Origin of the sequence: Pusillimonas caeni (assembly GCF_003545815.1) — a bacterium.
Classification (GTDB): domain Bacteria; phylum Pseudomonadota; class Gammaproteobacteria; order Burkholderiales; family Burkholderiaceae_B; genus Pusillimonas; species Pusillimonas caeni.
The window spans coordinates 370,434-395,006 of sequence record NZ_PDUW01000003.1; the positions used below are offsets into that span (position 1 = coordinate 370,434).

General features: G+C 61.8%; 19 protein-coding genes. 6 read left to right on the top strand and 13 right to left on the bottom strand.

Annotation, left to right across the window (positions count from 1 at the left end):
- The gene (gene bamC / locus CSC67_RS09025; RefSeq protein ID WP_167752820.1) at nucleotides 1-1,122 is read left to right on the top strand and encodes an outer membrane protein assembly factor BamC; all 1,122 of its coding nucleotides are present in this window, start codon (nucleotides 1-3) and stop codon (nucleotides 1,120-1,122) included.
- A 46-nt stretch (nucleotides 1,123-1,168) separates the two neighbouring features.
- On the opposite strand, the gene CSC67_RS09030 is transcribed toward bamC, so the two are convergent.
- Complete coding sequence (locus tag CSC67_RS09030) at nucleotides 1,169-1,690, bottom strand: rhodanese family protein (protein ID WP_118994184.1); 522 nt, start codon at nucleotides 1,688-1,690, stop codon at nucleotides 1,169-1,171.
- Nucleotides 1,691-1,702: 12 nt separating this feature from the next.
- On the bottom strand, nucleotides 1,703-2,020 hold the full coding sequence (locus CSC67_RS09035; RefSeq protein ID WP_118994185.1) for an ArsR/SmtB family transcription factor: 318 nt from the start codon (nucleotides 2,018-2,020) through the stop codon (nucleotides 1,703-1,705).
- Nucleotides 2,021-2,278: 258 nt separating this feature from the next.
- Here CSC67_RS09035 and CSC67_RS09040 point away from each other — a divergent pair, with 258 nt between their 5' ends.
- Together CSC67_RS09040 and CSC67_RS09045 are read left to right on the top strand one after the other, a co-directional pair.
- Nucleotides 2,279-3,634, top strand: coding sequence for an NAD(P)/FAD-dependent oxidoreductase (locus CSC67_RS09040; RefSeq protein ID WP_118994355.1), 1,356 nt, complete (start codon nucleotides 2,279-2,281; stop codon nucleotides 3,632-3,634).
- Nucleotides 3,635-3,646: 12 nt separating this feature from the next.
- The gene (locus CSC67_RS09045) at nucleotides 3,647-4,048 is read left to right on the top strand and encodes a DUF5368 family protein (RefSeq protein ID WP_118994186.1); all 402 of its coding nucleotides are present in this window, start codon (nucleotides 3,647-3,649) and stop codon (nucleotides 4,046-4,048) included.
- A 21-nt stretch (nucleotides 4,049-4,069) separates the two neighbouring features.
- Here CSC67_RS09045 and CSC67_RS09050 read toward each other — a convergent pair whose 3' ends face one another.
- The 11 genes from CSC67_RS09050 to gapS6a form a co-directional block, all read right to left on the bottom strand.
- Nucleotides 4,070-4,501: a YybH family protein gene (locus CSC67_RS09050; RefSeq protein WP_167752821.1), complete on the bottom strand. Its 432-nt coding sequence runs from the start codon at nucleotides 4,499-4,501 to the stop codon at nucleotides 4,070-4,072.
- The gene (cysG, locus tag CSC67_RS09055; RefSeq protein WP_118994188.1) at nucleotides 4,446-5,909 is read right to left on the bottom strand and encodes a siroheme synthase CysG; all 1,464 of its coding nucleotides are present in this window, start codon (nucleotides 5,907-5,909) and stop codon (nucleotides 4,446-4,448) included. Before cysG ends, CSC67_RS09050 begins: the two co-directional genes overlap by 56 nt.
- 21 nt (nucleotides 5,910-5,930) lie before the next feature.
- Nucleotides 5,931-7,628 (bottom strand): assimilatory sulfite reductase (NADPH) hemoprotein subunit, encoded by a 1,698-nt coding sequence (gene cysI, locus CSC67_RS09060; protein WP_118994189.1) that lies wholly within the window; start codon nucleotides 7,626-7,628, stop codon nucleotides 5,931-5,933.
- Nucleotides 7,629-7,643: 15 nt separating this feature from the next.
- Complete coding sequence (locus tag CSC67_RS09065; protein ID WP_118994190.1) at nucleotides 7,644-9,443, bottom strand: assimilatory sulfite reductase (NADPH) flavoprotein subunit; 1,800 nt, start codon at nucleotides 9,441-9,443, stop codon at nucleotides 7,644-7,646.
- Nucleotides 9,444-9,607: 164 nt separating this feature from the next.
- The gene (locus CSC67_RS09070) at nucleotides 9,608-10,798 is read right to left on the bottom strand and encodes a JmjC domain-containing protein (RefSeq protein ID WP_118994191.1); all 1,191 of its coding nucleotides are present in this window, start codon (nucleotides 10,796-10,798) and stop codon (nucleotides 9,608-9,610) included.
- The gene (mutS, locus tag CSC67_RS09075; RefSeq protein WP_167752823.1) at nucleotides 10,795-13,440 is read right to left on the bottom strand and encodes a DNA mismatch repair protein MutS; all 2,646 of its coding nucleotides are present in this window, start codon (nucleotides 13,438-13,440) and stop codon (nucleotides 10,795-10,797) included. Before mutS ends, CSC67_RS09070 begins: the two co-directional genes overlap by 4 nt.
- A gap of 5 nt (nucleotides 13,441-13,445) precedes the next feature.
- Nucleotides 13,446-14,711, bottom strand: a complete 1,266-nt coding sequence (locus tag CSC67_RS09080) for a tyrosine-type recombinase/integrase (RefSeq protein WP_118994193.1) — start codon at nucleotides 14,709-14,711, stop codon at nucleotides 13,446-13,448.
- A gap of 23 nt (nucleotides 14,712-14,734) precedes the next feature.
- Nucleotides 14,735-14,959, bottom strand: a complete 225-nt coding sequence (locus tag CSC67_RS09085) for a helix-turn-helix domain-containing protein (RefSeq protein ID WP_118994194.1) — start codon at nucleotides 14,957-14,959, stop codon at nucleotides 14,735-14,737.
- A 123-nt stretch (nucleotides 14,960-15,082) separates the two neighbouring features.
- Nucleotides 15,083-15,286: an excisionase gene (locus tag CSC67_RS09090; RefSeq protein WP_118994195.1), complete on the bottom strand. Its 204-nt coding sequence runs from the start codon at nucleotides 15,284-15,286 to the stop codon at nucleotides 15,083-15,085.
- A 298-nt stretch (nucleotides 15,287-15,584) separates the two neighbouring features.
- Entirely contained in the window at nucleotides 15,585-18,899 is a 3,315-nt protein-coding gene (gapS6b, locus tag CSC67_RS09095; protein ID WP_118994196.1) for a GapS6b family protein, read from the bottom strand.
- Between the two features lie 22 nt (nucleotides 18,900-18,921).
- On the bottom strand, nucleotides 18,922-19,263 hold the full coding sequence (gene gapS6a / locus CSC67_RS09100) for a GapS6a family protein (RefSeq protein ID WP_118994197.1): 342 nt from the start codon (nucleotides 19,261-19,263) through the stop codon (nucleotides 18,922-18,924).
- Nucleotides 19,264-19,970: 707 nt separating this feature from the next.
- On the opposite strand from gapS6a, the gene CSC67_RS09105 reads away from it, so the two are divergent.
- The 3 genes from CSC67_RS09105 (at nucleotide 19,971) to CSC67_RS09115 (ending at nucleotide 24,156) form a co-directional block, all read left to right on the top strand.
- Nucleotides 19,971-20,795, top strand: a complete 825-nt coding sequence (locus CSC67_RS09105; RefSeq protein ID WP_118994198.1) for a DUF932 domain-containing protein — start codon at nucleotides 19,971-19,973, stop codon at nucleotides 20,793-20,795.
- Nucleotides 20,796-20,876: 81 nt separating this feature from the next.
- Complete coding sequence (locus CSC67_RS09110) at nucleotides 20,877-22,910, top strand: ParB/RepB/Spo0J family partition protein (protein ID WP_118994199.1); 2,034 nt, start codon at nucleotides 20,877-20,879, stop codon at nucleotides 22,908-22,910.
- Between the two features lie 718 nt (nucleotides 22,911-23,628).
- Entirely contained in the window at nucleotides 23,629-24,156 is a 528-nt protein-coding gene (locus CSC67_RS09115) for a JAB domain-containing protein (RefSeq protein ID WP_164878371.1), read from the top strand.
- The last annotated feature ends 417 nt before the right edge of the window (nucleotides 24,157-24,573 follow it).

Below are 24,573 nucleotides of genomic sequence, written 5' to 3' on the forward strand. Positions count from 1 at the left end.
ATGCGTAGAAACAAACGCTATGCCGCCCTGGCCGCCGGCCTGGGCCTTGCGGTGCTATCCGGCTGCTCGACATGGAACCAACTGACGGGTCGCGAAGAGTCCGTCGATTACCGCAGTACGGTGCCCAGCGCCGGAAACCCGCTCAGCATTCCTCCCGACCTCACGCAGGCCGGAAGCGACGCGCACTACCGCGCGCCCGAGGGCACGACCACGTTCAGCCAGTATGCCCAGAACACGCAGCAGCAACAGGCGGCGGGCGCGTCCAGCAATGTGCTGCCCACCAGCGACCACGTCCGCGTCATGCGCGACGGCAACATACGCTGGCTGGTGGTCGACCAGGCGGCCGAAGACGTCTATCCCAAGGTCGTCGACTTCTGGGGCGAACAGGGCTTCACCATTCATACGCAGAATCCCCGCGCCGGCCTGATCGAAACCGACTGGGCCGAGAACCGCGCCAAGGTGCCCGAAGGGTGGATCAAGAGCGCCCTGGGCAGCATCATCGATTCGGTCTTCGACAGCGGCGAGCGCGAGCGCTTCCGCACGCGTCTCGAGCGCATCGACGGCCGTACCGAAATCTACATCAGCCACGATCAGATGGTCGAAACCGGCACCTCGGACAATACCGGCTTCAAGTGGGTCGAAGGCAAGGAAGACCCGGGCTTGAACGCCGCCATGCTGGCGCGGCTCATGGTTTTCCTGGGCACCGACATCGATCGCGCCCAGACCCTGGTCACCCAGGCCGAAAACGATGCCAACCGGCCCCAGGTCGAGCGTCCCGCCGAAGACCAGGCCTCGCTGCGCCTGAACGAGTCCTTCGATCGCGCATGGCGCCGGGTGGGCGTGGCGATCGACAGCGCCGGCTTCTCGGTCGACGACCGCGACCGCTCCAGCGGCGATTACTTCGTGCGCTATCTCGACACCGACACGGGGCGCAAGATCGAGCAGCCCAACTTCTTCGGCCGCCTGTTCGGCAGCAAGGGCACGTCCGAGGCCGAAGTCTATCGCATCCATGTGGCCGAGCAGGGCGGAGCCTCGGTGGTCAGCGTGCTCGACCAGGCCGGCCAGGTCGATCAGTCCGATACCGCCAAGCGCATCATCAGCGTGCTGGGCAACAATATGTAGTGTCTCTATCGCAGCGCCGCCGGCCGCTTCGGCGGCGCTGCCTTCCTCATAAGGTCCGCCGGTTCCACGGCATGGCCATCAGCACGCGGGCCAGGCCGCAAAAGCCCGACACCCCGGCAAATACCAGCCCAGCGCCGACGAAACCCGAAAGCGCCAGAAACCATGCGGACGCCGTTGCTCCCAGGACGGTGCCCAGCACGACCAATGAGCCCGCAACGATCTGCACCTGCCGCTGAAGCTCGATGGGGCGAGAAGCGTCGATAACGACAGGCAGACCGGCTTTCTTCCAGGCGTCCAGCCCGCCTTCCAGCATATATGCATCGCCGTTCCGGCAGGCGCTCAGCGCCTGTGCCTGCGCTCGCGTGCGCGCTCCCGACCGGCAGTAGAAAATGACGCGCTTGGCATCCTGGAAGGCAGCGCTTCCGTCGTGGAGGCGTTCGGCGGGCACGTGCAGGGCTTGCGCTATGTGTTCGCGCGCATGCTCGTCCTCCGAACGGATATCCACGAGCACGGCTCCCCGGTCCAGTTGTTGGCGGGCGGCTTGAGGCGAGAGGGGCTTCAGTGACATAGGGGCTTCCAGCTAACGAGAGGGACAGTAGATTTCCTTGAGTGTGGCGATCAGCTTGGCGACATCGGCGTTTTCGATCCGGTAATACAGGGTCTGCGCTTCGCGCCTGTAGGTCACCAGGCCTTCTTCGCGCATTCTCGCCAGGTGCTGGGACAGCGCCGACTGGCTCAGGTCGATGTACTCGTGCAGGCTGCCGACGGGCATCTCCCCATATTCGATCAGCAGACACAGGATCAGCAGGCGATGAGGGTTGCCGATGGCCCGCAGCATGGCGGCGGCCTTGGCCGACCCTTCTTCGAAAAACAGGCGATCTTGAGCGTTCATGGCCATAACGGATTTTATATCAGTTTTTGCTAAATTAGAATATACTAATTAAAAAATAGGCTGCTGGAGCATTCACTGGAGGATCCCGCCCATGCAAGCAACTGTACAGGTCCAGGCGTTTTTCGACGAACCGGCCAACACCGTGTCCTACCTCGTCGGCGATCCGGCCACCCTGCATCAAGCAAGAGACCGGTGCGGCCTGCGTATCCTACCGCATGGACGATGCCTTGTTCGTGGGCGATCAACGACACAAGGGGCCGCGACATGACAAGCCGAACGAACGGCATGCAGCCGAAGGAAGAGGCCTTGACACCATGGATGAAGCAACGCCGCCTGCTGATGTCGGCGGGCGTGGCCGGGGCGATGGCTGCCGCAATGCCGCGTCCGGCGCGGAGCGCGGCCAGGGTCGAGACGAACGCGCGCATCGTCATCGCCGGCGCCGGTGCGGCCGGGCTTTCCGTCGCGTCCAGGCTGGCGGCGGGCCTCGAGGGCGCTCGCATCACCCTGATCGATGCGCGCAAAGCGCATCTTTATCAGCCGGGCTTCACATTGGTGGGGGCTGGAATAAAGCCCAGGGAGTACGTGGTGAGCCGCACGGCCGACTATCTTCCCCCGGGCGTGCAGCTGGTCGCGGAACGCGTCGCCGAATTCGATCCGGACGGAAACAAGGTCGTGACCGAAAGCGGCGCATCGTACGGCTACGACTTCCTGATCGTTGCCACGGGATTGCAGCTCGAATATGGCCTGATCGAAGGCATGGACGTGGGGCTGATAGGCAAGCACGGCATAGGCAGCCTGTACAACGGCCCGGATGCGGCCTTGGCCACCTGGGAAGCCATGTCTGCGTTTGCCGACCGCGGCGGCACGGGAATATTCCTGCGTCCCGCCACCGAGATGAAGTGCGCGGGCGCGCCGCTGAAATACGCCTTCATCACCGAGGACTACCTGACGCGACGGGGCCGCCGGGGCCAGGCGCGCATCGTCTACAACGCACACAACAAAGAGCTGTTCAGTGTGCCCATCGTTTCCGAGAAAGTGCGGATGCTGTTCCAGCAGCGGGATGTCCAGGTCAATTACCAGCGGGTGTTGAAGGCCATCGATCCGGGCCGGCGTACTGCCACGTTCAGCACGCCCGACGGCACCGAGGAACAACGATACGACTTCATTCATGTGATTCCCCCCATGCGCGCGCCCGAAGCCGTGCGCAACAGCCCCTTGCCGTGGCGCAGCGGGCAATGGGCCGCCGAAGGGTGGCTGGAGGTCGACAGGGGCACGCTGCGCCATATGCGCTATCCGAACGTGTTCGGCGTGGGCGACGTGGCGGGCGTACCCAAGGGCAAGACGGCCGCCAGCGTGAAATGGCAGGCGCCCGTGGCGGTGGACCATATCGTGGCCGAGATACGCGGCGCGACGTCCCAGGCGCTCTACACCGGCTACACATCGTGTCCCTTGATCACGAGGCTGGGCCGGGCCATGCTGGTCGAGTTCGATTACCAGAACAATCTCGTGCCGTCCTTCCCGGGCGTCATCGCCCCCCTGGAAGAGCTATGGATCAGCTGGGTCATGAAGACGGCCGCGCTGAAGCCCACTTATCTCAGCATGTTGCGCGGCCGCGCCTGAGGAGCCGAAACCATGAAAGAGCTGGATCCGACCGTTCTGCTGGCGGTGCTGAGGGAAATGCTGGGGCCGTTGTTCTGGCCGCTGTCCGCCGTGCTGGTGCTCGGAGCGCTGGCCCTGGCGGCGTTGCTGCTGCGAGAGCGACGCATCTTGCTGCGCAGGCTGGGGCGTTCGCATGTGCTCGGGCTGCTGCGCAGGCTGGGGCGTTCGCATGTGCTCGGGCTGCTGGGCGGGCTGGGCGCGCTCGTGTTGATGCGGGTTTCGGCCGCCGGCTTCGTGGCCGTTGGTGGACCGGTCGACTGGCTTTTGCTCGGTCTGGTCTTTGTCCTTGGGGTGCTCGGCGGTGCCGCCGCGTTCTACACCCTTGGCGGATGGTGGTCGATCGTCAAGCGCCGCAGACGGCCCGGCGTTCGATAGGCCGGCAGGCGTGGCGCGACGTCAGGCCCCGCAGGAGCCCGGCAGCGCCGAGGCGTGATAGCTCTGGATCAGCCACTGTCCCGTCAGCTTCTGAGCCGTAATCGACAGGCAAGCGGGGCGCAGCCGCCGGTCGGCTTCCACGAAGGTCACCTTGGCGTGGCCCGAGATGATGTCGGGAGTCAATGAGACGGCTTCGATGTCTTCGATGAGCGCGCTGGTACCTTCGGGTACGCGCCGGTAGTAGTCCCGTACGGCTTCGCGCCCCGACAGCAGCGTGGGTGCCAGCCCCTGGAACAGGACGTCGGTGGCGAACAGGCCCGCCAAGGCATCGGCGTCGTGATTGTCGAAGGCGGCTTGCCATAATCCCAGCAAGGCATGCAACGTGTCGCTGCCCTGGTCAGGCGTGGAGGAATGCTCGGGTTTCTTGGCGTGGTGGCCGTTGTCGCTGTTCATGCTGAGTGGCCTCGAGATGGTCGATATGCGTACCATACCAGCTCAGGCGGGGACCAAGCGCCGCGACTTCTCCTACAACCAGCAAAGAGGGCGCCTGGAAGCCGTGGTAGGTCGCCAGGGCGGCAAGTTCCGACAAGCGTCCCGTGAGGGTTCGCTGGCCGGCCCGGGTGCCGTTCTCTATCAGGGAGAATGGCGTGTCGCCGGAGCGTCCGTGCGTCAACAACTGCCGTTCAAGCCATTTTATCTGACTGACGCCCATATAGAAGACCAGGGTCTGTTTTTCGCGCGCCAGCGAGGGCCAGTCCAGGGCGTCGTCCTGCTTGCTGCTGTGGGCGGTGAGGAAGCGCACCGATTGGGCATGAGTCCGATGCGTCAACGGTATGCCCGCATAGGCGGTGCAGGCCAGCCCCGCCGTCAGGCCGGGGACCACCCGATAGGGAATGCCGTGAGCGGCGAGATATTCGAGCTCTTCGCCGCCGCGGCCGAAGACGAAGGCGTCGCCTCCCTTGAGCCGCAGGACGCGCCTGCCGGCCAAGGCATGCTCGCGCATCAGCTCATGGATGCGCGTCTGCGTGGCGTGATGGTCTTCGCCCGGCGTCTTGCCCACGAAGACGCGCTCGGCGTCGCGCCGCGCCAGGTCCAGCACTTCGTCGCTGACGAGCCGGTCATACAGGATGACGTCGGCCTCGTTGAGCGCGCGCAGGGCTTTCAGCGTCAGCAGTCCGGGGTCGCCCGGGCCGGCGCCGACCAGCAGGACTTCACCCGCGGCGGTTTTTTCGGGTTTCGACAGCTCGTCGAGCAAGGCCCGCTCGGCGTCATCGAAGCGCTGGGCGCCGAGCGCGGAGGACACCGGACCGTCCAGCAGCCAATCATAGAACTCCCGGCGGCGCTGCAGGCCGGGCCGCAGCCGGCGTATGGCGCCGCGATGCAGGGCCGCCAGGGCGGCCAGCGCGCCCAGAGAATGGTCGAACATGGCTTCGATGCGTTCACGCAGCCGCCGCGCCAGCACGGGCGCAGCGCCCGACGACGAGATGGCGATCGTCAGCGGCGAGCGGTCGACGATGGACGGAACCTGAAAGGACGACAGTTCGGGATCGTCCACGACGTTGATGAATAGGCGCTTTTGTTCCGCCAGCTGCGCGATGCGGCCATTCAGGTCGCGGTCGTCGGTCGCAGCGACCGCAAGCCAGACGCCTTCCAGCCATTCGGGCCGGAAGGCCTCTTGCAGCAGGGTGATGGGCGCCTCGCGCGCCAGTTCCAGCAAAGCGGGCGTGAACGCCGGCGCGCCCGCCACGACATCGGCGCCCGCGGCCAGCAGGCTGCGGACTTTGCGCTCGGCGACCGCGCCGCCGCCCACCACCAGCACGCGGCGGCCTTTCAGGTCGGTGAAGATCGGAAACAGCTTCATGATGAATCCAGGGCCTGGTCTTCAGGCGGTCTCGAGCACGATGGGAATCAGGCGCTGTTCGGGCGCGGGCATCACGCCCGTGCGCACCAGAAAGTCGCCGAAATGCTCGCCGTCCAGGCCGCTGCCCGCATAGGCCGCAAACAGCTCGTCGAGCACCGCCAGGATCTCGGGTTCGGTGATGTTCTCGCGATGCAGGGTGTTGATCCGCTGGCCGGTGAAGTCGGCCGCCAGGCGCAGGTCGTAGCGTCCCGGGGCGCGGCCCACCAGCGCGATCTCGCCCAGATAGGGGCGCGAACAGCCGTTGGGGCAGCCCGATAGGCGCAGCAGGATGGGGGCGTCCGTCAGGCCGTGGCGCGCCAGCAGCGCTTCGAGCTTGGGCAGCAGAATGGGCGCATAGCGTTCGCTCTCGGCCATGGCCAGGCCACAGGTGGGCAGGGCCACGCAGGCGATGCTGTGGCGGCGGATGCCGCTTTGGCTGGCATAGCCGTCCAGGCCGTACCGGCGCACGAGTTTGTCGATGCGAGCCTTGTCTTTCTTGTCGACATTGGCGATGACCAGGTTCTGATTGCAGGTCAGGTGGAATTCGCCGGTGTGGACGCGGGCGATTTCACGCATGCCCGTCAGCAGGCTCAGGCCGTTCTCGTCCCACAGACGGCCCGCCTCGATATACAGGCCCAGATGCCATTTGCCGTCGTCGCCCTGCAGCCAGCCGTAGTGGTCGCCGTTGTTGTCGAAATGATAGTCGCGCACCGGCCCGAGCTCGAAGCCGATGCGCTTCTCGAGTTCGGCCTTGAACCACTCCAGGCCCAGGTGGTCGAGGGTGTACTTCAGGCGGGCATGCTGGCGTTCGGAGCGATTGCCGTGGTCGCGCTGCATGGTGACGATGCCCTCGGCGGCGGGAATCAGTTGCTCGGGCGTGACGAAGCCGATGACACTGCCCAATCTCGGGTAGGTGGTCGGGTCGCCGTGGGTTGCTCCCATGCCGCCGCCGATCGCCACGTTGAAGCCCTGCAGTTCACCGCTCTCGATGACGGCGATCAGGCCCAGGTCCTGGGCGAAGACGTCGATGTCGTTCAAGGGCGGAATGGTGACGCCCATCTTGAACTTGCGCGGCAGATAGGTGGGGCCGTAGATCGGTTCTTGCTCGACGTCGCCGGTGATCTTCTCGCCATCGAGCCAGATTTCGTGATAGGCGCCGGTGCGGGGCAGGAAATGGTCGGACAGCTTCTGGGCCCATTCGTGAACCAGGCGGTGCCGGCTGGACAGATTGGGGTTTACGGCGCCGACCACCTGCCGGTTCACGTCGCCGCAGGCAGCCAGCGTCGTCGCCATCGCGTCGTGAATCGCCCGCATGGTGGCCTTCAGGTTGCGCTTGACGACGCCATGCCACTGAAAAGTCTGGCGCGTGGTGATGCGCAGGCCGCGCGTCGCCCAGGTGGTGGCGATGCGGTCCAGCGCCAACCATTGCTGCGGCGTCACCACGCCGCCGGGCAGCCGCGCCCGTATCATGAACGAATGGGCCGGTTCCAGCTTGCGCTTGCGCCTTTCGTCGCGCACGTCGCGGTCGTCCTGCTGGTAGCTGCCGTGAAACTTCAGCAGCTTGTTGTCGTCGTCGCTGATGGCGCCCGTGACGGGGTCGTTCAGGCCTTCTTCTATCGTGCCGCGCAGGTAGCGGCTGTCTATCTTGATCTGTTCCAGATGGGAAATCGGCGAGGTCATGCTGGTCCTGTTCTCTCAATACACGTCGCGGGCGTAGCGGCCCTGGGCGGCCAGTTCGTCGAGCCAGTGCCTGGCCTGGGCGGGGTCGAGCCCGCCTTCCTGGCGTGCAATCTGCTGCAGCGTCCGGTGCACGTCCTTGGCCATGCGGTTGGCATCGCCGCAGACATAGACATGGGCGCCGCCCTGTATCCATGCGTACACGTCGGCCGCGTGCCCGAGCAAACGGTCCTGCACGTAGATCTTCTGCTCCTGGTCGCGCGAGAAGGCGAGGTCCAGGCGGTGCAGCTGGCCGTCGCGCAGTGCCGCCTGCCATTCGGTCTGGTAGAGGAAGTCCGAATCGAAGCGGGGGTTGCCGAAGAACAGCCAGTTGCGGCCGTTGGCGCCTTGGGCGGCACGTTCCTGGACAAAGGCGCGGAAGGGCGCCACGCCTGTGCCGGGGCCGATCATGATCACGTCGCGCGATGGGTCGACCGGCAGGCGGAAGCGCGAGTTCTCTTCGATGAAGATGCGCAGCCGCTCTCCCTCGGCCAGCCGGCTGAGGTAGCCCGAGGCCGCGCCGCTGCGCGCATTGCCTTCGAACTCGTAGCCGACGTTGGCGACGGTGAGATGCACTTCTTCATCGACACAGCTTTGGCTGGAGGCGATGGAGTAGAGTCGAGGAGCAAGGGGCCGCAGCGCCTTCACCAATGCTTCCGCTGTCCAGGCGGCCGGGTGCTTGCGCAGCACGTCGATCAATTGATGGGTGGAAACCAGGTCGCGGAAGGCGTCGGATCGATCCGGCTGTAGCAGGGCGGCCAGTTCTTCGCTTTGCGACAGTTCGGCGTGGGCCTGCAGGAAGGGCCGTGTCAGTTGCGTGAGCTCGCGGTGTTCGCCCAGCCATTCCTTCAGGGGCCGCTCCACGTCGGCCAGCAACACATGCGCTTCGCCGTCGAGTCCGAGCGTCTGCAGCACTTCGGTCACCAGGGATTCGGACTGCACCGGCCAGACGCCCAGCGCGTCGCCGGGCTGATAAGTCAGTTGGCTGCCCTCGAGCGAAAGCTCGAGGTGGCGTACGTCCTTGTCGCTTTCCGGCGCGGTGATGGGCTGGTTCAGCAGCAGCTCGGCCGCGAAGGGCGCTTCTCGCGAGTAGCGGCCGGCCTTGGGATGCAGCGGCGTGATGCTGGCGCTGGGCGGCGTATCGGCCTGCTTGAGGACCGCCTGCGCCTGCGCCAGTGCTTTTTGGGTCCAGGGCCTGGCGATGGTGTCGATGTCCAGGTCGGCCAGGCCGGTCTCGTGTACGCGTGTCGCGCCCAGTTCGGAAAGCCGCTCGTCCAGCTGGCGGGCGATGCCGCAGAAGGAGGGATAACTGGAATCGCCCAGCCCCAGGACAGCATAGCTGAGCGAAGGCAGCTTGGGCGCCCGCCGGCTGCCCAGGAACTCGACGAAGCCGATGGCGTCGTCGGGCGGTTCGCCGTCGCCCTGGGTGCTGATGACGATGTACAGCAGCTGTTCGTCCTTCAGTTCGCGGGTCGTATAGCGGTCGGCGCGCAAGAGCCTCGCGTTCAGCCCCGTCGCGCGGACCTGCTCGAAGAGCGCCTCGGCGACGCGCTTGGCGTTGCCGGTCTGGCTGCCGTAGAGAATGGTCAAGGGCCGGGGCGCGGCGGCCGGCGTGGCCGCCAGCGCCGCGAGCTTCTGGGCGGGCGCGGCGGCGGGGCCGTGGCTGGCAAGCCCCGCAAAATACCCGGACAGCCAGCTCAAGGATTGCGTGTCCAGGTCTTCGGCAAGCTGCCTGAGCAGCACGTGCTTGGATTCGGGTAGGTGTGACAGGGCCAACATAGCAAGCTTCATGAACGAATAAGCATTCATTCTATGAAGCCCCGCCCGTCATGCGAACGACAACATTCTTATTACTTTATGCGCTTTTAGTCGATATCTGCCGCGAGGCCCGGTGATTTGGACGAAGCGGGGCAGCGGCTGCCCTTTAGTGCCAACAGGGCTGATCAGGCGCCGGGCAGAAAGTGCAGCCATCCCTGGGCCAGCCAGTCGCCCAGCATATCCAGTTCGTCGGGCTTGAGCCGCCGGCCGTGACGGCCCCGGCAATCCAGCCGCCTGTCATCGGCCAGCGCACGCAAGGCGGGGCCGGCAGGCAGTTCGGCCAGTTCTCCGTTGATGTAAAGATCGCTGCCCCGATACATCAGGCGCGTGCACCGATCCGGCACGAGCGCTCCCTCGAGCGGCCAATCCTGGACCAGGTCCAACTCCCCGGAAGCGGGTTCGAACCAGGCGGCGGGCGAAGGCTCCGTCAGCCATTGGCCCAGAAAGCGGGAGGCCAGCGCCTCGTCGAACCTTACTTGTTGCGCTGCTTCGAGCGCGGCTCGCACGAGTTCGTCGGGCAGGCGGGCGGGATGGGAAGCAGCCTTCAGCCCGCGGTCGCCATAGCGCTTGTCCAGCTTCGGCCCCGGAGCCGGCCGGTCGCCGTAAAGACCGGCATCTTCGCCGATGCGGGCCATCAGCTGGTCGCCCGCCGTCTCGAGCACGCCTCGCGCCAGCGTGGCAAGAGTCGGGGCCCGGAAGCCGATGGAGACGGTCATGCACTCGCCTTCGGCAATGCCGTCGTGGGCGACGTGGGGCGGCAGATACAGCATGTCGCCCGGTTCGAGTACATACTCTTGTTCGGGCCGGAAATGCTTGAGTATCTTGAGCGGCAGGCCTTCTTCCAGGGCGAGGTCGCGCTGCGCGCTGATGCGCCAGCGCCTTCGGCCGTGCGCCTGCAGCAAAAAGACATCGTAGCTGTCGAAATGAGGTCCCACTCCGCCGCCGTCCGACGCGACGCTGACCATGGCGTCGTCCAGGCGCGCATCGGGAATGAAGCGAAAGCGGTGCAGCAGCTCGGCCATGCCGTCGTCGTGCGCATCGGTATTCTGGGCGAGCACCGTCCAGCCGCCGCGGCGCATGGCGGGCAGGCGCGCAAAGGGTCCCGGCTTCATCTTCCACTCGCCGCCGTCCTGCCAGATCAGGCGCGACTCCACTTCATCGCGGCGCACCAGCTCGCGGACATCGGCAATCGAAAGGGGAGGCCGAAAACCCGGAACGGCCTGGCGCACCAGCAGGGGTTTGCGCTGCCAGTGTTTCTTCATGAAAGCCGCGGGGCTGAGGCCGCCAAGCAGCTCGAGCGGGGTCTCGGGCTTCATAAGTGTTGGGTGCGCAGCTGGTACAGCGCATCGAGTGCTTCGCGCGGGCTCATGTGGTCGGGATCGAGTTCGGTCAATGCGTTGATCAGCGCTTCGAAGCGCTCGCTGTGGACTGTCTCGCCGGCGGTCATGTCGTCCCCAGCCTCGGCCGAGGGCGAGGCGCCCGCCGCGGCTTCGGCGAAGAGATCGAGTTGCGGCGTGGGCGCGCCCAGCGCCTCCAGACGGGAGAGCTCGCGGCTTGCGTGGCGGATGACGGGCGGCGGAATGCCCGCTCGCTGCGCCACCTGTATGCCGTAGCTGCGGCTGGCCGGTCCGGGCCGGACCTCGTGCAGAAAGACGATGCCCGAGGCTGAATCCGCCGCCGCCAGGTGCACGTTGGCGGCGCCGGGGGCCTCGGCGGGCAGGCGCGTCATTTCGAAATAATGCGTGGCGAACAGCGTCAGCGCCTGATTGTGGGTCAGCAGCCGATGGGCGATGGACCAGGCCAGGGCCAAGCCGTCGTAGGTCGAGGTGCCGCGGCCTATTTCGTCCATCAGCACCAGGCTGTGCGTCGTGCTGGCGGCGAGGATGGCGGCTGCCTCGGTCATCTCCATCATGAAAGTGGAGCGCCCGCCCGCCAGGTCGTCGGCCGCGCCGATGCGGGTGAAGATGCGGTCGATCTGCCCCACGCGGGCGCTGTGCGCGGGAACGAAGCTGCCCACGCGCGCCAGCAGCGCAATCAGCGCGATCTGGCGCATGTAGGTGGACTTGCCCCCCATGTTCGGGCCGGTAATGAGCAGCATGCGCCGCGCGGCGTCCAATTCGCAATCGTTGGGCGTAAAGCGTTCGATGCTGCGCTCGACCACCGGATGGCGGCCCGCCTCGATGACCACCTCGGGGACGTCCGTGAGCTGCGGCGCCACCCAGTCGTTCGCGCGGGCGTGATCGGCCAGCGCGGCCAGCACATCGATCTCGGCCAGGGCCGAGGCGCAGGAAGACAACTGGGCCGCATACGGCGCCAAGCTGTCCAGCACCTGTTCGAACAGCCATTTTTCGCGTGACAGGCTGCGATCTTTGGCCGACAGGACTTTGTCTTCCCAGGTCTTGAGTTCGGGCGTGATGTAGCGCTCGGCGTTCTTCAGGGTCTGTCGGCGCCGGTAGTCGGCCGGCACCTTGTCCGCCTGGCCCCGCGTGACCTCGATGAAGAAGCCATGCACGCGGTTGTATTCCACGCGCAGATTGGCGATGCCGGTGCGTTCCCGTTCACGCGCCTCGAGCTCGACGAGAAATTCGCCGCTGTCGCTGGCCAGGCGCCGCAATTCGTCCAGTTCGGCGTCATATCCCGGGGCGATGACGCCGCCGTCCCGTACCATCAGCGCCGGCTCGGCGTCGATGGCGTCCTGCAGCAGCCTGGCCAGTTCGCCCGGCAGGTTCAGGCGCCGCAGCAATTCGTCCAGTTCGGGCGTGGCTTCGAAGGCGCTGCCGATGTGCTCGCGCACGGAAGGCAGCAGCGCCAGGGCGTCGCGCAAGCTGGCCAGTTCGCGCGGCCGTACCGATCGCAAGGCGATGCGTGTGGCGATGCGCTCGATGTCGGGGTAGCGGTCCAGCGTGTCGCGCAGCGTATCCAGGCCGGCCGTCGCATCCAGTCCGTCGTCGCCCGGCCCGGCCAGAAAGGCCTTGATCACGTTCAGGCGCGCCTGGGCCGGTCGATTGTCGCGCAAGGGGTGGTGCAGCCACCGGCGCAGCAACCGGCTGCCCATGGGCGTGCGGCAGTGGTCCAGGGTCGAGAACAGCGACGGGCCGTCGTCGCTGCCCAGCGGCTGGCTCAGTTCCAGGTTTCTGCGCGTCACAGGGTCCAGCACCACGTAGGCGCCCGGCCGCTCGACGCGAATGGATTGGATGTGACTCAGCGTCTGCGCCTGTGTCTGGTTGACATAGTGCAGCAGGGCGCCGGCCGCGCATACGGCGGCCGGCGCATCGTCCAGATCGAAGCTGGATAGCGAGTCGACCGCGAAATGAGCCTGCAGCACCCGCCGGGCATTGTCCGCCTCGAAGTGCCAGTCGGGCATCGTGCTGACCGCCACCGGACCGTCCAGGCGCATGCGCTTGCTTTCGGCGCACAGCAGCTCTGCCGGTGAGATCCGGTGAAGCTCGGAATCGAGCATTTCCGGCGAGCATTCCGTGACGCAGAAATCGCCATTGGCCAGGTTCATCCATGCGATGCCGCTGCGCTCGGCGCGATTGATGCGGGCCGTCCAGAGCGCGGCGATCTGCCTGTCGGCCTTGGCCGGAAGCAGCGCGTCGTCGGTGAGCGTGCCGGGCGTGACGATGCGCACGATCTTGCGCTCGACCGGCCCCTTGCTTGCGGCCGGATCGCCGATCTGCTCGCAGATCGCGACCGACTCCCCCAGCGCCACCAGCCGCGCCAGATACCCTTCCATGGCATGGAAGGGCACGCCGGCCATGGGAATGGGCGCCCCGTTGGACACGCCCCGCTTGGTCAGCGTGAGATTGAGCAGGCGCGCCGCCCGCTCGGCGTCTTCGTAGAACATCTCGTAGAAGTCGCCCATGCGGTAGAACAGCAGATGCGCGCCGGCCTCGGCCTTCAGCGCGAGATACTGGCGCATCATTGGAGTGTGCGAAGATGGCTCGGTTTTATTCATACAAATCAAATAGTTACTGTTTCTTCGCGGTTTTCTTGGGACAAATTTGGGACAATTTGACGCATGTTTTGCATGCTCTCCCAGATACGTTCCAGCTCGCTGGGAGACTCTGAATCTATCCAGCGCGCGTACACTTGCACGAGCATGGAGTAATCATTGTGGCCCATCTGATTGGCGATAAAGGCCAAGTTTCCGCGAGCCGTCAGATTCCAGCATGCGTAGGTGTGCCGCGTCTGATAGGGTGGGCGTGGGCGAATCTCCGCCCGTCGGACCAGGTTGCTCCATTTGGTATTCCAGGCGCTGGGCACAAAGAATTCGTTGACTTCCTTCCTGCGTGCTTGAGTTTTGGGCGACAGGAGAACGCGCACGCGGTCGGTACGCGATTCATGGCGGTTTAGCCAGACTTGCAGATCAGCGGGCTTGCGATGTTTGGCGTCCTCGATAAGCACCCGCAGTGCCTCACGGGCGGGCGGGAACAGCAAGACGGTGCGTTCCTTGTTTGTCTTGGGAACCTTGAACGTCATGGATTGGGTCACTGACCGGCGTACCGTAATCTTGCTCAGGTCGGTGGCCACGTCCTCCAAAGCCAATGCCAGCAGTTCGCCGGGGCGTAGTCCGGTATAGACCGCCAACGTGACTGCCGCCCGGTCAATCGGGTGTATGCAGCCTTTATCAATGAGCAACTGATACTCCTCGAAGCTCAACGGGTCGGGGTCTTTGTGGCTTTTGGTGAAGCGGGTGCAATGCTTGGCCAGATCCTTGCAGTATCCGTTGTCTTCGCACCAGTACAGGAAGCCGGAGAAGGTTGCGAGGTAGTGGTTGACGGTAGAGACCGCGCGGGTGGCGATCAGATCGACTCGCAACTGCTGGATGTCGGCGGGCTTGAGCGCGTCGACTTGGCGGTCGCGGCCGATCGTCTCCAGGCAGACGTTTAGCGCGTTCTCGTAGCGTGACTGTGTTTCCGGTGTGATGTCGACCGCCTTGAGCGGCTTGTAGCGGTCGCACAGGTCGACCAGGCGCTTGCTGGTTTGGGCAGTGCTTTCCGCTGGGCGCGTGTGCGGAAACATTTCTGCTTCGTTGTAGGTGCCGGTGCGCAACGCATACAGAGCCGCACTGCGCAGACGCGCGGCGTGCTTGAGGTTTGCTTTGGTGGGGTCAAGTCCAAGCGTATGCCGATGGCGCACGCCCTGGTGCATGAAGTCCACGCGGATCGATTTGCCGTGTATCCAGATGCCGGGGAAGCCGGTCTTCGCTACTGCTTCGACTGCCATCACGATGCTCCTGCTGCTTATGCTTACTCCGCCTTCGTTTGCTCGTTCAAGGGCCATTGGCCGGTCTTGAGCATGAAAAGCTCGAAAAGACCGGGAGGCATGGAACGGTCGCCCGCCTCCCAACGCTGCCATGCGCGCAGCGATACCCGCACAATTTGCGCGGCTTCCGTTTGAGTAAGGCCAGCTACGATGCGGGCATCACGAATGGTGGCGACCGGCGGGCTTTGCTGCTTCGTCGATTCAGACATAGACAAGAATGGTGGAAACCTGCGCGTTTGCAGCTAATCCCCGAATTATATACGACCATTGGTCGTATTGCAAGAATTGCCATTCCCAACAGGTGACGGATGCTTATGCCTTCTAAACGTCACTCAGAAGGATCTGGCGTGCGCTGTGCTTTCCACCCATCGTTCGAACTCTGCAAGGTTCAAAAAGATACGGCCATCCGGCGCTTTGCGCCAGATGCGACCTTCCAGCCAAATTCCGCCTTTAACCTTGTGGCGCACCGCGTTCTCGCTGTAGCCAGTGACTTCGGCAAACCGCTTGACGAGTACCCATCGGCTTGGATTGCTCACGGCGTTCTCCCTGTGTTGTCGGTGCCACAATGCAACCGAACCAGCATGGGGAAATTGTTGCCGGGGTTTGTTATTGGGGAAACTTGTGTGGGCGTAGTTGAGCGTAGGCGGGTGTGTGGGGTGGCCTCGGGGTATGTCGTCTCACCGATAGGCCTGGAGCCAGGAGCAGTCGCGTTCGCGGGGATGCGCCCGCCCGTGCTTCAAGTCATGGTTATCCGGCATGACACCTTCGGTCCGTCTGGTTGAGTCGGGTCTGCGCGTTACGTTTGCTAAAAACAAACAGTGTGTGCAGATTTTTTCATGGTTCGGATTCAAATGATTGAAAATATTCAGCGATAATTTTTAAAGACATGAAATGCCCTTCAGCAAAGCTTAAAAATTTTCGACAAATATGCTCCCAAAGGGCGTGGTGCGTCCCTGTTCTGAAGAGCATGTACTTCATAACCTTTGCTAGTCGAAGTTCCGTGTAGCCCTTGCCAAATGAGAGATATAGGCTGAGTCCGTGATTAAATACATGATCGGTGAAAATCTGCCAAGGTGTGTAGCGTGGCCATAGAGTTCTGAGATCTCCGCCAAAGGTATAGCGACTGGACAGATGAACAAAAATCAAATGGAGCAACAGCTCGGATTCCCCTTCATCTGAAAAAATTTGGCGACCGTGATTTTTTATCAGTTGGAACAGAATGAAACTAGCCAACGGATTTGGTGTTTGTGCTAGCGAATGGAGATTTTGGGCAGTGAATGCCAGTGGAAGGGCGCCAACAGAGTAAAGTAAAAAGCCGTGTCGCAGACTCTCAAAGTCGAACTCTTCTTTTGACACAGCCCGAAGAACTATAGCGGCTACATTTGCCGTAGGACTCTTGTTGGCGTGGTGTAAAGCAGAAAAAGCCCCATCCATACAAAACCAAGGAATGTTATTGGCCATGGAAAGCTGAATGGCATCGTAGACGGTAGCGTCTATCCCTTCCTTGATTGAAAAAACCTCAAGATTTGCATCATGAGCCATCGGATAGGCTACAGATGAATTGTCCAGCACTAATTGCAGCGTCTCTACTATGTGTGCGCTATTTTCGCGAATATCCGATGCCGTGGTTCGAACAAGTCTTCCACTATCCGTCACACCTAAGAGCATGAACTTTTCATCGGAGATCTCATTGATGAACTGTGTCAGCTTCTCTTTGGTGGCTGCGGGTAAAATAAATGAAATGCCAGCATCTAGTACTGCGCGGACTAGGTTTGTAGTTGCTAAGTAGCCAATGCCGTAAGCGTCAAGCACAATGGCATTAGGGCTAGCCTCACCTTGATTCCATAGGGGTGATTTGGGAATCCGGACGTCAGGCCAGCAATTCAAAGCGCTTTTAAAAGCATCGTTTGGATAGAGCGCATGACCACGAATATATAACGGTAAGGCATCAACCTCTTCCAGTTGCTTGCGACGCTCAGCATCTGAATTTTGGCCGAGTTTTTTCTCTAAATAGGGTACTAACTCAGCAGGGTCAGATGGCATCTGCATCATGACGAAGCAATCGCTGCCATCGTTGTGGATATGTCGCAGTCTTAATGCAAGACGTAAACACCCCACGTAAGGGGGCAGGCGGTCTATCACCCTGTAAGTAGCCATTCCCAAATTGGCGCTTTCGCCTTTCGGCAGATCTTGCAGCAGCCTCCCCAAGTGGCTGGAGGACCTCAATGTGTATTCACCGGAGTTTTGGTCGTCCTCAACGATCAGCCGAGTCTGAATATTTCCTTCCTGCTCATACTCAATGGCAACTGCGCACTGCTCTAATGTAGCCGAGACATCTAAGTCTAAGTCGGTCATGAGGCCTGTGCCAAAGTGGAAATTTACCAAGTCGACGGCTCGGTCTCTGGGGGATTGGATGAACCAATCCACCCACAGCGGCTCTACGCGTTTGAAGTTCCCGGCTCGGGTAAGAAACCCAAGAATGGCCATGACCTCGGGAATCGGAGATTGCAGCACAGCATCAGGTATCCTCTGATGAAAAAGCTGTTGCTCGGCTAAACTCTGATGGCGCGCTCGAAGGTGGCAGCCCTGATACCATGCATATGCCATATCAGGTGCATACTCGACCATGAGATCACTAAATTTCAGTGCAGATGTGATATCCCCCATTCGCTCGGCTTTCATCGCACTGAGGTTTAAGATCATTACAGACTTTTCTGCATCTTTGATTTTGTCGATCACCTTCTCGAATGTTTCGTACTGCTCCGCTTCAAGTAAGCATCTCAGATAGGCTACGACGAACTGAGACGGCCATAACGTGTCATCGGGTATGAGACGGGAGGTGAACTCGATTGCCTTATTAGGTAGTTTGCTGGCGGATAGCTTTTCTGCCAATTCAAATACCACTTCCGGCATCAAGGTCGTTATGTCGTTCCCCCATCGCGAAATGAAACGATCCGCGTGCTGGGCCAATTCCTGTCTCTGCCGTGCACTATGGTTATCTTCATCGTGCTTAAGGGCGTGGACTAACAGTCGAACGTAAGCTTCCTCCATTTCAGAGGCGTCATTTAGTATATGCTCACGACCCACCCATTCTTCGAGCTCGGGTGGTGTTGCCAGTCGAAGGAAGGGCATTATGTCGCTGATTGGGTGACTATTCGCTGCAAGGAACTGGTTGCACCAGGCAGTGCGCTTTTGAGGATTTTCAGTTGCCGCTTTCAGCTCCCTCTGTGATTCGTTCAGCGCGGTCTCGTCACCTAAAGCAGCCTTGCACATCGCAATAGAAGCAGATCGAGTGGGATCAAGATTCGGAAGGTGCTTTTTCAGCGTTTTGAATAAGCTGAGTGGTGCGTAGCCCTGATAAGCGTTGAAAATGGAGCAGGCCAGTTCCTGGACGCGTATATCGGTGCCTTCCGATTGCTCGAATAGCTGAGCAGTGTGGTCAGCCAGATCGTCCAGCCCTTCCTTCACTGCGGGCCGGTTCAACCAAAAGTGACATTTAGCAAGATCAGGGTTGAACTTCATGCCTGTTGCGATGGTAAGAAGCACCTTGGAGTTGTAGGAGGGAAACCACGTATCCAAGTGCTTGGCCATTCGCAGCATCAGATCTGTTAGTTGCAGTCGGGCGGCACCCTCAACGATCCCAGTCAGTTCTGCCTCTGTGGGGTTTCCTTTTCCCGCTGCCTCCAGGTACTCCTTGTCTGCGTACAAACGTAGATACGTCTCTTGGGAGTACGGTCCGGGAGGCGATTTTCCTTCAAAAAGGTCTCTCGCCGCCTGTTCGCGATCAGTACCACTTGACAACTTCAGGAGCGCCGCTAAGCACATGTCCTTAACCACATGATTGCTTGCGGTCGAGATGATCTTCGCAACGGTTTTCCAGGCGTCATCGTGATCTTGAGCTTCAACCAGTCCGCTATAGATTGAAATGACCTCTACCAAGGCGGCAGCTTCAGGGTCTCGCTGGGCCATGGCTTTGAGCATGACCATCTGGGTTTTGGCCGTAGCATTATCCTTTTTTCGAAGGCTTTCGAGCACCAAATCCATTGGAGGAATCAGATCAGCCGGAGCCAGCGATTTGATCTGGACCATGATCTTATCGCCAGCCACGTTATCACCAACACCGGTGTGGCTCTGCTCAATTGTGCTCACGTATGCGGTTCCTGATTATTGATCACTGGGTGATTTTGTTGCCTGCTACATTGTCGCCACTGCCGTTGTGAGTTTGAGTGACGGTATTGATTGTGGATGGCGTAGCTATGGCAGCCTTTGCGTTGATTTCTTGAAGTAGGGTGAGTAATTGCGAGGAATTTTCTAGGCGGCGATTAATGGCTAGCTCACTTAACTCGTCGTTGATATTGAGTTTCGCAAGTTCGGTGGCCAAAGCATCAGCAACCACCTCGTCTTTAATCCAGCTACCTAAACGACTCTTTAGAATATCGCCGCTTAATTGAGCGCCGCGTTTCAATACGTCGTAAATCGTGCTTGCGATGACTCCGGTAGTAATGAAATCCATTCTAGATATTCCTTTGGTGTGAGAAAGGTGGTTTTTACGGCAGCTATCTGGGGAACATGGTGTAGGCTACAGCCGAACGAATGACTGGATGGCAATATGTGCCCGACCAGCATTGCCACTTCTTGTCGTCTCTTGCCACGAAAGGCAGTGGCGCCCCTCAAGAATGTATCAAAAATGAACAGGGCGGTGTTGTCGCTGTTGAAGTTCATCACCTAATCAAACCATAGCGTCTGCGCTTCGCGCACCACGCTGCTCCAGGTTCGCTCCCGCTCATCCCTGACGGGACTGCCTATCGCCAGCCTTCCACATCCCTGACGCCTACGGCCCGGCTTCCCCGCTTCGGGCCTGCGCGCTTCGCTTGCCTGCGGGCGACACCAAAGACCTGGCCGTTGCCTGCTCAACCATCTTTCCTGACTTCATCACCTTGTCCGCGACTGTAGCCCGTGGCCGCGTGCCGTCAAGGCGCGCCAGGCCGTGTCCTCGGCTGCGCCTGCGGGCCGCACCCTCCTGACGCTTCTTTCCTTGACGGCCCCCGTTCGTGGGCTCCTGACCGTCGCGGGCGACGAACTCAGGAAAGACGGTGGCAACGAGGCCAACCGGGTTCTTCGTGCCGACCGCACAACAACAGCTCAAAAGCGTTGGGCTTCCGAATCTTGGAATCCGGTGTGCGGTGAACAGCAAACCCTTTCTTTGTCAGGAGAAATCCCATGCTTGCATCCCGCTTCGCTCCCCATTCCCCCGTGCTTCGCAGCGACCGCCCACTATCGGACGATCAGATCAGGGCGGTGGTGCCGTCCATCTATGCCGATGCTCCACACGAAAGCCGTTCAGAACGCTACAGCTACATCCCCACGGCGGCAGTGCTGACGGAGCTACGGAAAGAAGGTTTTGAACCCTTCATGGTGACGCAGACCCGGGTACGTAACGAAGACCGGCGCGAACACACCAAACACATGATTCGCCTGCGCCATGCCAATCAGGTGAATGACAGCATTGCCAATGAAATCATTCTTTTGAACTCGCACGATGGCACGAGCAGCTATCAGATGCTGGCGGGCGCGTTCAGATTTGTTTGCGCCAATGGGCTGGTGTGCGGCGACACCGTCGCCGATGTTCGCATCCCGCATAAAGGCGACATTACCGGGCAGGTCATCGAAGGTGCTTATGAAGTGCTAGACGGTTTCGAGCGGGTACAGGAATCCCGCGAAGCCATGCAGGCGATCACGCTGGACGCGGGAGAAGCCGAGGTTCTCGCACGCGCAGCACTGGCCCTGAAGTACGACGACCCCGACAAACCTGCACCTATCACCGAAAGCCAGATTCTGATGCCGCGCCGGTATGACGACCGCCGCCCCGATCTGTGGATGACCTTCAACCGCCTGCAAGAAAACCTCACCAAAGGCGGTTTGCGTGGCCGCAGCGCCAACGGTCGCCGCCAAAGCACCCGAGCGGTGCAGGGCATTGATTCCGACATTCGCCTGAACCGTTCCCTGTGGCTGTTGGCCGAGGGTATGCGCCAGTTGAAAGCCTGATTCCCCTACGCGGCAGGGGCAGGCAGCCACCCTTGCCGCGCTTTTCATGGCTGCAATGCAAAACCTCAAGGAGTGTTCACCATGAACGCGATCAACCACACCGAAGCCCAAGCTATCGACACCGCTACGCCCGAAGCCGCCGCCCCGGCGCAAAACCTGATTCTCGTACCGCTGTCGCAGCTTCGCGTTTCAAAGCGCAACGTGCGCAAGTCCAAGACCGCAGGCCAGTCGATTGATGCGCTGGCGGAAAGCATCGCCCGCGTGGGGCTGCTGCAAAACCTCACCGTCATCGCCGCCGTCAATGGCGAGCATTACGAGGTCGTGGCCGGTGGCCGCAGGCTGGCGGCGCTCAAGCTGCTGGCGAAAAAGCGCCGCATCGCCAAGGATTGGGAGGTTCCATGCCTGCTGGTGCCGGACGCCAGCGCCCGCACCGTGAGCCTGACCGAAAACGTGCAGCGTGAGGCCATGCACCCGGCAGACCAGTTTGAAGCGTTTGCGGCACTGGTCAAGGAAGGCCGACCCATTGAAGACATTGCGGCGGATTTCAGCGTCACCCCGCTGGTGGTGCAGCGCCGCTTGAAACTGGCGAACGTCTCGCCGCGCCTGCTGGCCGATTACCGCGCCGATGCCGTGAACCTTGATCAGTTGATGGCCCTTGCCATCACAGACGATCATGCGGCACAAGACGCCGCGTTTTATGACGCGCCCGAATGGCAGCGCAGCCCCCATGCCTTGCGTGATCGGTTGACCGAGCGAGAAATTGACGCAGGCCATGCGCTGGTGCGCTTCGTCGGACTGGACGCCTACGAAGCCGCAGGCGGCGGCATTCGTCGTGATTTGTTCGCGCAGGACGATAGTGGCGTGTATGTCACCGACGCGGCACTGTTGGAAACGCTGGTGCGCCAAAAGCTGGACGACCACGCGGCCACAGTGAAGGCGGAGGGGTGGGCTTGGGTGGATGCCACGCCCTTTGCCACCTATGCCGACCTGCAAGCCTTCCAGCGAGCCCCACGTGAGCGGCGCAATCCCACCAAGCGGGAGGCCGAGCGCATGGAGCGGTTGGAAACCAAGATGCAGGCCACTGGTGCAGCGATTGATGCGGCATTGAGCGATGATGACGAGGAAAAAGCCGATGCCTTGCAGGAGCAGGGCGACAGCTTGGGCGAACAATTGCAGGCGCTGGAAGATCGCTTGCTGGATTACGCCCCGAACGTGAAAGCCGCCGCAGGGGCCATTGTTACCCTTGATCGGCAAGGGGAAATTGTGGTGTATCGCGGTCTGATGCGTGAAGCCGAAGCGAAGGCGCTGCGCACTTTGGAGCGGCTGCGCCAAGGCTTCGGCGGTGAGGATGACGTTAACGGCGAAGGCGAGGATGACGAACAGCCCAAGGCCGCTTCCATGACCGACCGGCTGGCGCAGCGCTTGAGCGCCCACCGCACCGCTGCGCTGCAAATCGAACTGGCCCGGAATCCACAAGCTGCCCTGGCCGCTGTGGTGCATGGCATGGTGCAGACGGTTTTGCAGCGTGATCGCTATCATCGCGACGGCTTGCCACTGGAAATACGCTTGACCGTGCAAGACCGGCTGGAAAGCATGGCCCCGGACTGGCCGGAATCTCCCGCCGCCGTGGCGCTGGCAGAATTGCAAAAGGTCTTGAGCGAAGGCTTGCCGCAGGACAGCGCCGACCTGTTCACCGTCTTGCTGGCAACGCCGCAAGATGCACTGGTGCGGCTGCTGGCAGTATGCGCGGCGGCAACGGTGGACATCATCACCCCCCGCGCTACCGCACAGCAACCGGGTGCGGAGCTCGCGCAGGCCGTGGGGCTGGACATGGCGGCATGGTGGCAGCCGACCGCCGAAGGCTACTTCAAGCACATTTCCAAGGCCGTGATTCTGGATGCCGTGGGCGAGTTCGCGCCTGATCAGGTGTCGCGGCTGGCGAAGCTGAAAAAGGCCGATATTGCCAGCGAAGCCGAACGGCTGGTGGCCGGTATGGGATGGATGCCCGCCATCTTCCGGGTGGCAGCCTCGCAGGACATGGCGGCAGACGAAGATGGTGAAACCGTCGAGGATGCCGATACGCTGAATGATGCGGTGAATGCCGTCGCCGCATAACCCTGACGAGCAACCAGCGCCCCGGTTTCAGCCGGGGCGCTGGCGGTTCATGGGTTTATTTCGCACCGTCCACAATGTCTCCCCGTCATTGTGGACGGTGGGCAAAATCCGGACGCGGCATCGCCGCGCCCGGTGATAACAGCCAAAGCGAAAAGCCAAATCAGCCGTTCGCCGCCCACCGGGCCAGCGGCGACCGGAGCCTATGACACAAGCGCGCCTGGGGGCGGGCGGCCATCGCTGCGCTGGACAAATAGCAGCCCATCCAGGCGCAAGGCACGGAATGACAAGGGCTGTCATAAAGTCTTCATCTCTTATGCACAGGCTTGCTCACAGAATCTGTGGATAAATCCGTGCGTGTCGGCGCACGCGCCGCCGGGCTGTCGGGCAGCGCCACATGCCGGCTTTGCCGTCACGGCCATTCGGCTTCCATCCCTCACGCCTTCGCGTCGGGGGGCGCTGCGCACTGCGCGTGCACGTTGCGCGACCCGCAACGATTAAAGTCTGGCTGCGTTGCACGCAGAGGATTCCAACGCAAAACCCAGTGACACGGTGGGGGCTGTTTTACTCCCGGTCATTGTGTCATGTCGTTCTTATTTTCAAGGGCGGCGCGTCGCCGTGGGCGCCGCTTGCGGCCGCTGGCCGTCTTTGACCCTTGAAACCTGCGCTGCGCCATGCCTTCGGGTTCCGGGCAATCCCGCCCTGAACACTGGAGAGCATCATGAACAACACCATCGCCGCACTGAGCTATGACAACATGGACGAGACATACGCTCTGTATGTACGCAGTCCCAGCGGCCGCTACAAGCTGGCCAGCGACGAGCAGATTCTGGCGGCGGGCCGCACGGCTGCGGAAAGCCTGGTTTCCCAATCGTCGCCGGTCGATCAGCCGACCAAGGTGAAGCAGTTTTTTCAGGCCAAGCTGGCCGGGCTGGGACACGAATGCGCCGCCTTCCTGTATCTAGACTCACGTTTCAAGCCGATTCGCTATATCGAGCAGGGGTCGGGCACGTTGAGTCAGGCCAGCGTCTATCCCCGCGAGATCGTTAAGACGGCGCTGCGTCTGAACGCAGCCGCGCTCATCATGGCGCATAACCATCCGTCGGGTTCAACCGAGCCAAGCATGGCGGATCTGAACCTGACCAAACATCTGAAAAACGCGCTGGCGATGGTAGACGTACGGCTTCTCGATCATGTCCTCGTGACGGCGGCAAGCACAACCTCACTGGCAGAGCGGGGGCAACTGTAAAGCTCCGACAACAGCACAGGGCGCGTTATACCCTGTGCTGTTGTCAGATAGGCAGCCTCAAGTGCTTTCGGTTTTTATATGGCGCCCCGCCAAACGGCGGCGCGGGTCACGCTACGCCTGGGCTTGCTGGCGCAGGTTGCACGCAAGCGTGCCGTCCTCGATGCTGGCGGTTGTTTGTCTGGACATCAGGAGGGGCGGTTCACCGACACGCTGCCCGGTCTGGCTTATGGAGCTTCCACACCGCGTTTTCGACGACAGCGCCGCCACTTGCGGCGGGTGCGTTTTCACCCCATATTGGGAGCCTGGTTCTTGCCCGCATCAGGGCGCTTGCCGGTCAAGCCTGTATGCGGAGAAACCGAGTTCGCCACCTCTCTTTGCAGGACGGTCGGCCTGTACGTCCTTGTCTTGTCGTGAATC

Coding starts and splice junctions, on each gene's coding strand:
- bamC (WP_167752820.1), top strand. CDS start 1: ATGCGTAGAAACAAACGCTATGCCGCCCTGGCCGCCGGCCTGGGCCTT.
- CSC67_RS09030 (WP_118994184.1), bottom strand. CDS start 1,690: ATGTCACTGAAGCCCCTCTCGCCTCAAGCCGCCCGCCAACAACTGGAC.
- CSC67_RS09035 (WP_118994185.1), bottom strand. CDS start 2,020: ATGGCCATGAACGCTCAAGATCGCCTGTTTTTCGAAGAAGGGTCGGCC.
- CSC67_RS09040 (WP_118994355.1), top strand. CDS start 2,279: ATGACAAGCCGAACGAACGGCATGCAGCCGAAGGAAGAGGCCTTGACA.
- CSC67_RS09045 (WP_118994186.1), top strand. CDS start 3,647: ATGAAAGAGCTGGATCCGACCGTTCTGCTGGCGGTGCTGAGGGAAATG.
- CSC67_RS09050 (WP_167752821.1), bottom strand. CDS start 4,501: ATGAACAGCGACAACGGCCACCACGCCAAGAAACCCGAGCATTCCTCC.
- cysG (WP_118994188.1), bottom strand. CDS start 5,909: ATGAAGCTGTTTCCGATCTTCACCGACCTGAAAGGCCGCCGCGTGCTG.
- cysI (WP_118994189.1), bottom strand. CDS start 7,628: ATGACCTCGCCGATTTCCCATCTGGAACAGATCAAGATAGACAGCCGC.
- CSC67_RS09065 (WP_118994190.1), bottom strand. CDS start 9,443: ATGTTGGCCCTGTCACACCTACCCGAATCCAAGCACGTGCTGCTCAGG.
- CSC67_RS09070 (WP_118994191.1), bottom strand. CDS start 10,798: ATGAAGCCCGAGACCCCGCTCGAGCTGCTTGGCGGCCTCAGCCCCGCG.
- mutS (WP_167752823.1), bottom strand. CDS start 13,440: ATGAATAAAACCGAGCCATCTTCGCACACTCCAATGATGCGCCAGTAT.
- CSC67_RS09080 (WP_118994193.1), bottom strand. CDS start 14,711: ATGGCAGTCGAAGCAGTAGCGAAGACCGGCTTCCCCGGCATCTGGATA.
- CSC67_RS09085 (WP_118994194.1), bottom strand. CDS start 14,959: ATGTCTGAATCGACGAAGCAGCAAAGCCCGCCGGTCGCCACCATTCGT.
- gapS6a (WP_118994197.1), bottom strand. CDS start 19,263: ATGGATTTCATTACTACCGGAGTCATCGCAAGCACGATTTACGACGTA.
- CSC67_RS09105 (WP_118994198.1), top strand. CDS start 19,971: ATGCTTGCATCCCGCTTCGCTCCCCATTCCCCCGTGCTTCGCAGCGAC.
- CSC67_RS09110 (WP_118994199.1), top strand. CDS start 20,877: ATGAACGCGATCAACCACACCGAAGCCCAAGCTATCGACACCGCTACG.
- CSC67_RS09115 (WP_164878371.1), top strand. CDS start 23,629: ATGAACAACACCATCGCCGCACTGAGCTATGACAACATGGACGAGACA.